The 12,762-nt window shown below is 68.8% G+C and carries 11 protein-coding genes and 1 tRNA gene; 9 read left to right on the top strand and 3 right to left on the bottom strand.

Going from position 1 to position 12,762, the window contains the following annotated elements; all coding sequences use genetic code 11:
* Positions 1-114 precede the first annotated feature (114 nt).
* Genes LW840_RS11450 through LW840_RS11465 form a run of 4 tightly spaced genes read left to right on the top strand, consistent with a single transcriptional unit; the run spans position 115 to position 3,648 of the window.
* Complete coding sequence (locus tag LW840_RS11450) at positions 115-1,053, top strand: ABC transporter ATP-binding protein (protein WP_291273224.1); 939 nt, start codon at positions 115-117, stop codon at positions 1,051-1,053.
* Positions 1,050-1,919: an ABC transporter permease gene (locus LW840_RS11455; protein ID WP_291277012.1), complete on the top strand. Its 870-nt coding sequence runs from the start codon at positions 1,050-1,052 to the stop codon at positions 1,917-1,919. Before LW840_RS11450 ends, LW840_RS11455 begins: the two co-directional genes overlap by 4 nt.
* Positions 1,916-2,857, top strand: coding sequence for an ABC transporter ATP-binding protein (locus LW840_RS11460; RefSeq protein ID WP_291260308.1), 942 nt, complete (start codon positions 1,916-1,918; stop codon positions 2,855-2,857). The genes LW840_RS11455 and LW840_RS11460 overlap by 4 nt, the downstream gene beginning before the upstream one ends.
* Positions 2,857-3,648, top strand: a complete 792-nt coding sequence (locus LW840_RS11465; RefSeq protein WP_291260307.1) for an ABC transporter permease subunit — start codon at positions 2,857-2,859, stop codon at positions 3,646-3,648. The genes LW840_RS11460 and LW840_RS11465 overlap by 1 nt, the downstream gene beginning before the upstream one ends.
* 234 nt (positions 3,649-3,882) lie before the next feature.
* Here LW840_RS11465 and LW840_RS11470 read toward each other — a convergent pair whose 3' ends face one another.
* Positions 3,883-4,518 carry an LON peptidase substrate-binding domain-containing protein gene (locus LW840_RS11470; RefSeq protein ID WP_291260306.1) on the bottom strand — a complete coding sequence of 212 codons (636 nt, stop codon included), beginning with the start codon at positions 4,516-4,518 and terminating at the stop codon, positions 3,883-3,885.
* 128 nt (positions 4,519-4,646) lie between these two features.
* Entirely contained in the window at positions 4,647-5,132 is a 486-nt protein-coding gene (locus LW840_RS11475; RefSeq protein WP_291277013.1) for a MarR family transcriptional regulator, read from the bottom strand.
* Positions 5,133-5,272: 140 nt separating this feature from the next.
* On the opposite strand from LW840_RS11475, the gene LW840_RS11480 reads away from it, so the two are divergent.
* The 5 genes from LW840_RS11480 (at position 5,273) to LW840_RS11500 (ending at position 11,497) form a co-directional block, all read left to right on the top strand.
* Positions 5,273-5,343, top strand: a tRNA-Cys gene (locus tag LW840_RS11480).
* 65 nt (positions 5,344-5,408) lie between these two features.
* A complete protein-coding gene (locus tag LW840_RS11485; protein ID WP_291277014.1) occupies positions 5,409-6,110 on the top strand; it encodes a methyltransferase domain-containing protein in 702 nt (233 codons plus the stop codon).
* A gap of 155 nt (positions 6,111-6,265) precedes the next feature.
* Positions 6,266-9,322, top strand: a complete 3,057-nt coding sequence (locus LW840_RS11490; protein WP_291260303.1) for a TonB-dependent receptor — start codon at positions 6,266-6,268, stop codon at positions 9,320-9,322.
* 25 nt (positions 9,323-9,347) lie between these two features.
* Positions 9,348-10,700: a RagB/SusD family nutrient uptake outer membrane protein gene (locus LW840_RS11495; protein WP_291260302.1), complete on the top strand. Its 1,353-nt coding sequence runs from the start codon at positions 9,348-9,350 to the stop codon at positions 10,698-10,700.
* 26 nt (positions 10,701-10,726) lie between these two features.
* Positions 10,727-11,497, top strand: a complete 771-nt coding sequence (locus LW840_RS11500) for a DUF4397 domain-containing protein (protein ID WP_291260301.1) — start codon at positions 10,727-10,729, stop codon at positions 11,495-11,497.
* A gap of 105 nt (positions 11,498-11,602) precedes the next feature.
* Here LW840_RS11500 and LW840_RS11505 read toward each other — a convergent pair whose 3' ends face one another.
* The gene (locus LW840_RS11505) at positions 11,603-12,532 is read right to left on the bottom strand and encodes a hypothetical protein (RefSeq protein ID WP_291268757.1); all 930 of its coding nucleotides are present in this window, start codon (positions 12,530-12,532) and stop codon (positions 11,603-11,605) included.
* Between the last annotated feature and the right edge of the window lie 230 nt (positions 12,533-12,762).

Here is a 12,762-nt window from a genome sequence, read left to right on the forward strand (position 1 = left end):
TAATCACCCGGTGCGCCGGGATCGACCCGGCGGGTGGAAACTCTCCCTGTCCCGTGGCGTAAGGGCGGTCTTCCGGGTTAGCTCTCGGAAGACCGCTTCCCTTTTTCCGTGACCGTGGCCGCTCCTCTCATCACCGCGCGTTCGCTGACGCGCCGTTATGGCGCCGTAACGGCGCTCGATGCGCTCACCGTGGCCATCGAGCCCGGGATCACCGGCCTCGTCGGCGCCAACGGCGCGGGCAAGAGCACCTTCGTGAAGATCCTGCTCGGCATCGTCGACCCGTCGGAGGGGGACGCCGAGGTCATGGGGTACGATGTCGTGCGTGAGCGCGCGAACATCCGGGCGCTGGTGGGCTACATGCCCGAACACGACTGCCTGCCCCCCGACATGAGTGCCACCGAGTTCGTGAGCTTCATGGCGCGCTGCAGCGGCCTGCCGGTGACCGCTGCCCGCGAGCGCACCGCCGAGGTGCTGCGGCACGTGGGGCTGTTCGAGGAGCGCTACCGCCCCATGGGCGGCTACAGCACCGGCATGGCGCAGCGAGTGAAGCTGGCCCAGGCGCTGGTGCACGACCCCCGGCTGCTCATTCTCGACGAACCCACCAACGGTCTCGACCCCGAGGGGCGTGACGAGATGCTGGCCCTCGTGAGTCGCACCGGTCGCGAGTTCGGCATCTCGGTACTGGTGTCGTCGCATCTGCTGGGTGAGCTCGAGCGCATCTGCGAACGCATCGTGCTGATTGAACAGGGGCGGCTGTTGCGCGCCGAGCAGGTGGGGGCGCTCACGAGCGAAACGGCCACGCTGGTGGTGGAGCTCGATGGCGATGAGGCGGCGCTGGCGGCGTTCGTGGCGCGGGTGTCCGCGGCGGGGCTGCTGGTGCAGGCCGAGCGGCAGCGCGTGCTGGTGGAACTGCCCGATACGGCCGCACCGGCAGCGCTGGATGCGGCCTACGATGCCGTGCGCGACGCCGCGGCCATGTCCGACACGGGTGTCCTGCGCCTCGAGCGCCGGCGCGGGCATCTGCAGGATCTGTTCACGGGGGCGGGCGCATGAGTCTCACCGACTCCACCATTCACGACCTCGGCTACCGCCGCTACGACGGTGAGCGTGAGGGGGCGCGCGGGGCATTCCGCGCGCTGTTCTGGCAGGGGTTCCGCGCCATGTTCGGCCTGGGGCGCCCCATGAAGACCAAGGCGGTGCCGGTCTTCGTGAGCGTCGTGACGATGCTGCCGGCGCTCGCCAGCGTGGCGGCCAGCGGCGCCACGCAGGGACAGCTGCCCATTACCTACGCGAATGTCATCGGGGCCCAGGCGCTGCTGTTCCTGTTGTTCAGCGCGGCGCAGGCGCCGGAGATGCTGTGCCGCGATCAGCATCATCGCGTGCTGCCGCTGCTGTTCACCCGCGACGTGACGCGCACGCACTACGCCCTGGCGCGGCTGCTGGCCCTGTTCACGGCCATGTTCCTGGTGGCCCTCGCCCCGCTGCTCATTCTTTATATCGGCGAGATCGGGGTGTCCAAGGACCCGGGTGCCACCTTCGCGAAGATGGGGAACAAGCTGGGGCCAGTACTGCTCTTCGCCACGCTGCTGGCGTGGGTGATGAGCACGGTGAGTGCGTTCCTGTCGAGTCTCACGGCGCGTCGTGCGTACGCCACGGCAGCCGTAATCGGTGGCTTTCTGGGCACGGTGGTGATCTCCCAGGGGCTGCAGGATTTGGCGGGCATGTCGGAGGCGGCGACCAAGATGCTCGACCCCATCGAAACGCTGCGGACCACGGCCATGCAGCTGTTCGGCGAATCGACGCGCTGGATGGAACTCACGCCGCCCCCGCCGGTCTGGGTGCACGTGACGGAGCTTGCGGCGCTTGGCCTCGTGGCCGCAGCGGCGCTCGTCTGGCGCGTGCGGCGGGTGTCCGTATGAGCGCGCCCGCGCTGTCCACCACCTCCGTGGCGCTGGTCTTCGACCACGTGTCGCATTGGTACGGCGACGTGGTGGCCGTGAACGATGTGACGGCCGAGGTGCAGGCGGGGATTACCGGCCTGCTGGGGCCCAACGGGGCGGGGAAGACCACCCTGCTGCAGCTGGCGGCGGGATTGATGGCACCGAGCGGGGGGACGGTGCGCGTGTTCGGCGAGACCCCGGTGCGCAACCCGGAGATCTTTCGCCACGTGGCGCTCGTGCCGGAGCGTGAGGCGCTGCCGGGGATGCTGTCGGCGCGTGCCTTCGTGGAGGCGCGCGCTACGCTGCTCGGGCTGCGTGACCCGCGCGCGGCGGCCAGGGCGGCGCTCGAGATGGTGGAGATGGACACCGTGGCCGATCGCGCGGTGTCCGGCTTCTCCAAGGGAATGCGCCAGCGTACGAAGCTGGCGGCGGCGCTCGTGCAGCAGCCCCGGCTGGTGCTGCTTGACGAGCCGTTCAACGGACTCGATCCGCGGCAGCGGCTGCACATGATGCAGCTGCTCGAGGCGCGCGCCGCCGACGGCACGGCGGTGCTGCTGTCGAGCCACATCCTCGAGGAGATCGAAGGGGTGGCGTCGCGCATCCTGGTCATGATTGCGGGGCGCCTCGCCGCCAGCGGCGACCATCGCACGCTGCGGCGCCTCATGACCGACCGACCGCACTCCGTGCGGATTCGCGCCAGCCATGCGCGCGCGTTGGCCGCGCAGCTCGTCGTGCTGGCGCCGGTGGTGAGTGTGGAGGTGGACGGTGCCGACGCCCTCACTGTGCGGACCACCGACTACACCGCCTTCTCACGTCTGCTCGTGCAGTGTGCGCGCGGCGCTGCGGTGACGCTGTACGACGTACAGCCCACCGACGAGTCGCTCGAACATGTGTTCGCCTACCTGGTGCAGCGCTGATGCCCCCCGTCGCCGCTTCCGCTGCGCCGCCGTTCGGGCGCGTGTCGTTTCCGCGCACGGCCCTGGTGCTCATGCGCCTCGCGTGGGCCCGCACGGGGTCGCCGCTGCTCATGCTGGGCGTCGTGGCGCTGCTGTGTCTGCCGGTGCTCTTCGCGCTCATGTTCGCGAGTCGCGGTGCCCTGTCCGGCGATCCCATCGACTTCCTGCTGGCGCGCTACGACACCATCGTGGCGGGGCTGGCCACACCGCTCATTGCGCTGCTGCTGGGCACCAGTGCGTTCAGCGCCGAAGCCGACGACGGTACGCTGCTCTATCTCGTCACCACGACCACGCCCCGCTGGTGGATCGTGATGGCGCGGCTGCTGTTCGCGTCACTGTTGACCGGGGTGCTCACGAGCCTGTCGGTGTTCGCCTCCGGCTTCGTGGCGGTGGGGCTGAGTGACCCGGAGGGGATCGTGACGGCGTACACCGTGGCGGTGTTCTACGGCGGCGTGACGTATGCCGCGCTGTTCACGATGCTGGCCCTGCTGACGCGGCGCTCGCTGGTGGTGGGGCTCCTCTACGTGCTCTTCTGGGAAGGGGCATTGAGCGACACCTTCCAGGCCATCCGCTATCTCAGCGTACGCCAGTGGATGAACGCCGTAGCCGAGCCGATGATCGCGGGCGCTGGTGACGGCGTCGGACCGTCGGCCACGTACGCGCTGGTGGGTGCGGCCGTGGTGGTGGCACTCACGGTGTACGTGGGCGGTCGTCGGTTGCACGAGCCGAGAATGGGGCGCATCGGGTCGTAACCGGCGGGAGTTCGACAGGCGTTCCATCGGCACCGGGCCACGGCACCGGGGCACGACACCGGGGCACGACATCGGGCCTGTTTGCGACTGACGGTGACTCCCGTTCAGGGTCGGTGGTCGGGAGTACAGGGTTTGGGGTGAACGGTACATCTCCCCATAACCCTGTACACACGACGCGTTACGCTGAACGGGTGTGCTGTCAGTCGCACACGCCCAAGCCATGGCGGCCACGGCTCAACTCTGTTTCCTCAGTGCGGCCTGCAGTTCCAACTCCGGGATGGCCTTGCGCAACACCGCGTCGATCGCGGTGAGCCGCGCCGCGGGATCACGCTCGGCGAGCAGCTTGTAGCGCGCGTCGAGATCGAGATCGATCATGGCGGCAATGGTCCACGCGAGTTGCGCCGGGTCGTCGGGGAGTGGTGGTACCGGACCGGTCTGCCCGTTGATGGCGTGGACCGCCTTGACCACCTGCGTGAAGTGCTGGACCACATCATCGCTGGCGACTGCCAGCGCCACGGCGTTCAGCGAGCCCTGGTCGGGAACGGCCGTCACGGCGGCCACGTGATAGGGGGTGTCGCTCTCGAGGAACTGCCCCAGGGCAAAGCGCTCGCGTCCCACGACGACGATGTTGGAGCGGCCGTCGGGCATCATCTCCACCTCCGTGACTTCGGCCACACACCCCAGGCGTCCCGGGGGAAGATCACGTTCAGCCACCCCGCTCATGGCGGTCAGGATGCCGAAGCGGGAGTCCCCGGCGCGCACATCGGTGAGCAACTGCCGATAGCGGGGTTCAAAGAGGTGCAGCGGGAGCGCCGTGCCCGGGTAGAGCACGACGCCCAGCGGAAAGATGGGAAGGGGCGGCAGCGGCATCAGCGAAATGTGGCGACGCGATCGACGGCGTGCCGGTGTGAGCGGACCCCGTCGTCGACCTGAAGGCCCAGCATGGCGATGGGGCTCGCCTTCCGGTCGGCCGGCAGATCGGAGTGCACCACCCGATGTCAGCTACCGGAGCTACCGGAGCTGTCGGAGTTGCCGGGGCAGTTGCGGCGGACTCCCTGAAGCAGCTGCAGCAACTGCTGGCGCTCGGCCTCGCCGAGTCCCGCGAAGACGGCCTGCTCCGCATTCGCGACAGTGGGGCCGGCGGCGGCGATGAGCACCCGCCCCTGGTCGGTCAGCCGGGTGTGCACGATTCGGCGGTCGAGCTTATCTCGGTATCGACTCACCAACGCAGCAGCATCGAGCCTGTCGAGCATTCTGGTGACATCGGGGCCCGGCACGGCAAGGTGCCGCCCCAGCTCGCTGCACCCCGCGCCGGACTCGGCGAGCCGGTCGATGACGAGCAGCAGCTCGAACTGCGCCGCCGTGACGCCGAAGGGCTCGAGCACCCGCGAGAGGGTGCGCTCCACATGGGCGGCCGCAGCACGCAGCGCGAATACGGTGCTGCTGAGACAGACCGCTGACCGCGTATCGGATGACGGGTGCATCTTGCCACCAATATCATTGTTAAAACGAATATTGTCAAGAAACTCAACGCGACAAAACGCCGTCTCCGCTACCCATGACTGTCCCGGCGCCATACATTGCGTCTCCTCGACGGGCGCCGGTCCGGGCCGTCGAATGGCACGGCGCCGTCGCCAAGTGGTAAGGCAGGAGACTGCAAATCTCCCACCGTCGGTTCGATTCCGACCGGCGCCTCTCGACCACCCGTCGCCCCTTCGCGGGGCGACGGGTTTCGTCTTTCCCCCGCCGAGTCGCCCGCCATGCCCAGCCCCGACGAGCAGATTCTCCGGACGTGGGAGGCGAATGTGCGTCCCTGGACCCAAGCCGTGCGCGCCGGAGCCATCGCCAGTCGCGTGGCGGTGACGAATGAGGCGGTGCTGGGCGCGGTGCGGGCGCTTCAGCCGCGCCGGGTGCTCGACCTTGGTTGTGGTGAAGGGTGGATGTGCCACACCCTTTCGACGGAGGGCGTCCACTGCGTGGGCGTCGACGCCATCGCCGGCCTGATCGAGGCGGCGCGGAGCGGTCACCCGGCCAGCGGCACGCCGGCCACCTACGCGGCGGTCCCGTACGCCGCCGTGGCCGCCGGTGCCCTCGCGGAGCGCCATGCCGGCGCCTTCGATGTCATCGTCTGCAACTTCGCCCTGTTCGGTGCCGAATCGGTGGAAGCGCTCGTGGCGGCCCTCCCGGCGCTGCTGACGCGGGATGGCCACTTCGTCGTTCAGACGCTGCATCCGGTCGCGGCGAATGCCGGCGCTCCGTACGCGGATGGCTGGCGCGACGGCTCATGGGCGGGCTTCAGCAGTGACTTCCGCGATCCGGCCCCCTGGTACTTCCGCACCATCGGCAGTTGGGTGGCGCTGCTCCACCGGTGTGGCTTTCAGCTGCGCGCGCTGCAGGAACCCGTGCATCCGCTGACCGAGGCCCCCGCGTCGCTGCTGCTGGTGGCCGCCCCCCGCCCCTGACGTACGACGTCCGGATCGGCGTGGCGTGGCGGCCGCCGGTGCCACGGAATTAGCGCGGCGCCCAATTGCTCCGATTGCCGGGTCCAACTAGCGTCCGCACACAACTCGTTCTGCAGTTCCCTCCCGACGAGTGTCCCCCTCCTCGGAGCGTGTGCATGCTCTTCCGATCGGTTCTGGGCCGCCTGGCCGTTCAAGGCGCCCTGCTGACCATACCCGTCGCCGGCCTGCCGGCGTTACTCGCGGCGCAGGCCGTGGCCCCAACGGGCACGGTGCGAGGCCGCGTGACCGACGGCGCGACCGGCCGCCCGCTGGCCGACGTGCAGTTGCTCGTCACCGGCACCCGCGTTGGCGCCGTGACCAACGCCAGCGGGGACTTCACCCTCGTGGGGGCGCCCACCGGCCCGCGCACCGTGGTGCTGCGCCGGATCGGCTACCAGCCCGTGACGCGCGCCGTGACCGTGAACGCCGGCGGTACCACCACGCTCGACGTCACGCTCACCGTGAGCGCGGTCAATCTGAGTGAAGTGGTGGTGACCGGCTCGGCGGCGCCCACCGAGAAGCGCAAGGTGGGCACGAGCATCGCGTCGCTCGACAGCACCATGATCAGCCGGGCGCAGGCGGTCACGGTGGACCAGGCGCTGCAGGGCAAGATCGCCGGTGCCCAGATTTCGCAGAACTCGGGTGGCCCCGGTGGTGGTGGCATTTCGGTGCGCCTGCGCGGCACCAACTCCTTCATTTCCGGGTCCGACCCGCTGTACATCATCGACGGCGTGATCGTGGACAACGGGTCGGGGCAGCTGGCCGACCTCGGGGGCCGCTCGAATCCGCAGAATCGCCTGGCCGACCTCAACCCGCAGGACATCGAGCGGGTGGAAGTGATTCGTGGCGCGGCAGCGGCGGCGCTGTATGGATCGCGCGCCAACAACGGCGTGGTGCAGATCTTCACGAAGCGCGGCAGCATCGGCAAGCCGCGCTTCTCGCTCAACACCCGCTACGGGATCAACGAACTGCGCGAACAGCAGCCGTTCAACCTGTACCCGTTCGACGTGAACGGCCTGCCGGTGTCGCGCTTCAACTATCAGGACGACATCTTCCGCCGCTCGCCCAGCTCGGAGCAGAATCTCACGATCGAAGGCGGCAACGACCAGACCCGGTATTTCATCAGCGGCAACTACGCCGATGACCAGGGGATCCTGCGCTCCACCAGTTCGCAGCGCACGGGCGCGCGCATCAATCTCCAGCAGCAGCTGGCGAGCAATCTGGTGGCCAACGTCACGTCGAACTTCGTGACCACGAACAACCAGTTCCAGGCGTTCGGCGAACAGAACGACTACGGCATCATGGGGTCGCTCTTCTTTGCCCCCACGAACGTGAACTTCCGCCCGGTCAACGGCGTGTATCCGCTGCCGCCGTCGCTGGGCACCAACCCGCTGCTCGCCATCGATCGGATCCGCAATCCGCAGACGATCAACCGCTTCATCGGCAGCACGAAGCTCACGTGGACGCCGCGCAGCAACCTGCTGCTCGACTACACGCTGGGTGTCGACAACTCGAGCTTCGAGCAGCGCCAGTTCGTGCCGCGCAACGCGGTGCTGGGCACGAGCCCGTTGGCGACCGGCCGGTCGCAGTCGGTGTTCCAGGACACGCGCGTCATCAACCAGGACGGCGTGGGTTCGTACAGCTGGCGTCTGGGTGACAACATCGGCCTGCGCACCACGGCCGGCTTCAACTACACCTCCCAGCGGCTCCGCACCACGGTGGCCACGGCCAACGGCCTCGCCCCGGTGGGTGAGCTGGTGAGCGCCGGCTCGGTGTTCGCCGCCGGCCAGACGGACATCGAGCTGCGCACGCTCGGGTTCTATGCGCAACAGGAAGTGGATTGGGCCAACCGCCTCTTCTTCACGGGCGCGGTGCGCTACGACGCCTCCAGCACCTTTGCGCCCAGCGAGCGTTGGCAGGCCTTCCCCAAGCTGTCGCTGTCCTATGTGGCGCTCGAGAACCGCGCGGGCCTGGTGAACAGCCTGCGCCTGCGCACGGCGCTGGGGTGGGCGGGTTCGCAGCCCGGCATCGTGAACGCCTACTCGCAGTACATCACGTATGCGCAGCTGCCCTTCGCCGGTCGTCCCGGTTTCGTGAACGACGTGACCTTCGGCAACCCCACGCTGCGCAACGAGCGCGCGCGCGAGGCCGAAGTGGGCGCCGAGGCCGGCTTCCTGAACGGCAAGGTGGGCGTGGAAGCCACCTACTACGACCGGCAGGTCAACGACCTGCTCTTCTTCCGCCCGCTGGCCACCAGCACCGGGTTCTCGCGCCAGTTCGCGCCCATCGGCGCGATGAGCAACAAGGGCCTGGAGCTGCTGGTGCGCACGGTGAATGTGGATCGCAAGAACCTCAAGTGGGAATCGACGATCACCTACACGCGCAACCGCAATCTCGTGGAGCGCCTGAACATCCAGGACTTCCAGTCGGCCGGCGGGTATCCCAACCGCATCCGGGTGGGTGAGCCGGCCGGTGTGTTCTACGGGTCGTACGCGGCCCGCGACTGCGTGACGGGCCGGCTGCTGGTGGACTCGCTCGGGCGGTATCGGCGCAGCAACCAGGCGGCCGACATGGGCGCCACGCTTGCGCAGCGCCGCGCGATCAGCAACGGAACCTGCAACGACTCGCTCAACGCGGTGATCGGCGATCCGAATCCGGACTGGATGGGCTCGTTGCTGAACGAGTTCACGATCGGCCGCAAGCTGCGCGTCCGCGTGCTGCTGGACGGCGTGTTCGGCAACGACGTGATGAATCTCTCCACGCGCGCGCAGAACGCCGGCATTGCCAGCAACTCGAAGACGTTCGAGAACGAGCTGCTGCCGTACGGCGACCCGCGCAAGACGGCGCCGGGGTTCAACGCCCGCACGCAGGGGATCTTCGAGTACTGGGTGGAAGACGGCAGCTTCGTGAAGCTGCGCGAGCTCTCGGCCACCTACGCGGTGGAGTGGGCGCCGTTGCGCCGCGTCTTCAAGGAAGGGGTGGATCTCACGCTCTCCGGCCGCAACCTCGCGGTGTGGACGAGGTACAGCGGCTACGACCCCGAGATCAACCTGTTCGGCACGAATGCCGGCGGCGTGGGCAGCGGGCAGACGACGGCGGCCGACCGTGGCTTCGACTTCGGCGGGTATCCCATTCCGCGCACGTGGTCGCTCAGCGCCCGCTTCACCTACTGACAACCGGAGACTCCACCTCATGCGCATGACATCTTCGCGCGCGGTGCTCTCCACCGCGCTTGCTTCCCTGGTGCTGGGTGCCTGCAGCCTCGATCTGCAGAACCCGAACTCCCCCACGGAAGTGCAGGTCACCACGAGCGCCGACGGCGTGATCGCCCTCGCCACGGGGCTGCAGGGGCGCTTCGCCGCCTCGTACGGCAACTTCGCGTACATGGCCGGCCTCGTGACCGACGAGTTCGCCTCCACCAGCGCCGCGCTCATTTCCATCAGTGATGCCGAGCAGGGTGCCGTGGCACCCGGCACCGGCATTGCCGACAACGTGTTCAACTCGGTGTATCGCACCGTGCGCACCGCCGACGACCTGCTGGCAGGCGCCAATGCGCTGTCGTCGCAGTTCGATCCGGGCACGCGCAGCGGACTGATCGCGCTGGCACAGGCGCTCAAGGCGGAAGCCATTGGCGAGGCGCTGCAGAGCTACCAGCGCGTGCCGATCACCACGTTCGGGCAGACCACGCCGCAGTACGTGGCGCGCGCGGAGGCGCTGCCCTACGTGCGGGCGCTGCTCGATTCGGCGAACGCGCAGATCACGGCCACCCCGCCGAGTGCGTTCTTCACCAGCAGCATCCTCACCCCGGGGGTGAACCTCAACGGCATGATCCAGCTGTTCCGCGCGCGCTATGCGCGGATGGCGAACGATCATGGCAATGCGGTGACCTTCGCCAACCTCGTGCCGCGCACGGGGCCGGCCGCGTTCTCGCTGCTGCAGTTCCCGGCTCCCACGGTGAACTTCTACGCGAATGTCACCGGCGGAACGAACGGCATTGCGCCGCGCCGGCAGTGGCGGACCGGCATGGCCTCGGGGGATCAGCGCTTCACGTGGTTCGTGGCGCCGTCCACCACGCTTTCCGGGCGTGTGGGGGCGCTGCTGGACAACTGGAACCGCTACGCGAACGCGCAGGCGCCGTTGCCGGTGTACTTCCCCGACGAGGCGTTGCTGATCAAGGCCGAAGGGCTGGCCCTGCAGGGGCAGCCTGCGGCAGCGCAGGCGGCGCTCGACTCGGTGCGCACCGATTGCACCGGCGGCCGCGGGCTGGATGATCCCAAGGCGTGCCTGGCGCCACTCACGGGCGCACTCACGCAGGCGCAACTGCTCGACGAGATCTACGTGCAGCGTCGCTACGAGCTGTTCGGGACCGGGCTGCGCTGGGAAGACGCCCGCCGTCGCAACGCCGTGCGCGGTCCCGTCGCGGCGCCGAGCGTGCCGCTGGACGGTCAGCGGTGCTGGCTGCCGTACGCCATTGGCGATCGCAATGCCAATCCGAATGTGCCAGCCGACCCGACGGAACCGACGTCGTTCCCCACCGGCTGCCAGCCGTGAGGCCGCTTACCATGACCAGACCTGCCATGATGAAGTCTTTCCGTCCCGCGCTGATGACGGCGCTGGTGTCCCTGACGGCGGCGCTGGCTGCCTGCGGCACCACCGACGCCGCCGACCCGCTGGCCCCCACCGGCCCCACGGGGCGCGTGCGCTTCGTGAACGTGATCACCGATACCACGCGCGGGCGGGTGAACGCGATTCTGGAGAACGTCCCGTTCGGGGTGAACCTGACGTACACCCAGAGCACGCCCATTACGCTCGCGGCGCCCAACACGGCCAACTACTCGCCCATTCTCGCGGGGAGTCGGACGCTGGTGCTCAAGCGCACGGCCGACACGAACACCGTGGTGGCCACGATCGGCTTCACGGTGACGGGCGGCCAGGATCAGACGATCTACGCCACCGGCGGCGCCGGCGCATCGGCCATCGGCAACTACATCACCACCGATGACAACGCGCTGTCGGCCACGCAGGCGCGGGTGCGCGTGGTGCACCTGAGCCCCACCGCCGGCGCGGTGGATGTGTTCGTCACGGCGCCGGGCGCCGACCTGGCGGCCGCCACGCCGACGCTGTCCAATGTGACGGTGCGGAGTGCGTCGGCGTACCTCGCGGTCAACCCCGGCACCTACCAGGTGCGGGTGGTGCCGGCTGGCACGCCGCCGGCGGGACGCGCGGCCGCCGTGGCCATCAACGTGGCGTCGTTGGCGCTGGTGGCCAACACGGTGCGCACGATCGTGGCGGCCGACAACAACGTGGGCGGCGCGCCGCTGCGCGCGTTCGTGCTGCTCGATCGCTGACGGCGCTCCACACGCGACACGGCGGCCCCCCGGAGAGACTCTCCGGGGGGCCGCCGTGTTTGCGCAACGGCGCACGGCACCGTCGCTCACGCAACCGTTTCGCGATCAGTTCCAGAACGCGCTGAGGTCGTAGAAGCTGGCGCCGCCTTGCGGATCGTAGATGCGGATGACGGCGGTAAAGTTGTTCCAGGCCGATGGCTGCTGCACGACCTGCACGTTGCCACGGCCGCTATGACGATCGACCGTAATGGTGAGATCGCGAGCCGGCAGGCCGTTGCCGCGCACATTGCTGTTCACGTCTTCCACTCGGCGCCCGCTGCGGGTGATGGCCTCCACGCGGCGGCCGTTGATGCGCAGTTCGACCAGGTCGTCGACGCGACCGCTCCAACGCAGCATGCCGCCGTCGTCGCGATCATCCCATCCCCCGCGATCGTGGCGATCACGCGCGTCGTTGCCGCGCCGCGGCCGGTCGTCGCAGTCGTCGCGGCGCCCGCCACGACCCCACCCCCAGCCGCTGTTGCCCCGGCCGCAGTCGTCGCGTTCCCAGCGATCATCCCGATCACGGTCTCGGTCACGGTCGCGCCCGTCGTTCCAGTCGTCACCCTGCCAGAAGGCGACCACCCGATAACTGTCGGCACCGCCGCGCGGGTCGGTAATGCGGATGGTCGTGGTGAAGCCGTTGCGAGCGGAGGGCTGCTCCACGACGCGCACATCCCCGCGACCGTCGAGCAGACGCACCACCACATCCCCACGATTGCGTGGCAACCCTTCGTTGACGCGCGCGCGGTTGGGCATTCCCGCATCGATGCCGCGCGTCCGCACATCACGCCCGCGCATGGTGATGAACACCTCGCGGTCCACTCGCCCGGTCCAGGTGAACAGCTGTCGATCCACCGGCGCCGTGTGCGCGGTGGCGACCTGCGCCGTGGCGGCAACGAGCAGTGTCGTGGCGGCCAACGCACTGGCCGCAAGCAGGAGACGGGAACGGCCTGCGGTGGACGCGGGAACGGCGCGGGTCGAACGATGCACAGTCATGGTGTCCTCGTGGTGACAGGTGCTCGTCGGTAGCGCATCGGCAATGCCATGCAGGACCGGTTGCTGGCCGTGTGGGTGCGCGACCCGCCCGTGCGAGGGCAAGCGCCTGTCGTTTCAATCGGTTACGCGTCACATGGGAGCGCGTAGCCGTGACTGACGTGTGCGGATCGACCGGCTGCGCTGTCCGGGATTGCGGACACTTGCGGCGAGCCAACGCGGACGATCGTGAC

The organism is Gemmatimonas sp. (assembly GCF_021298855.1).
Lineage (GTDB): Bacteria > Gemmatimonadota > Gemmatimonadetes > Gemmatimonadales > Gemmatimonadaceae > Gemmatimonas.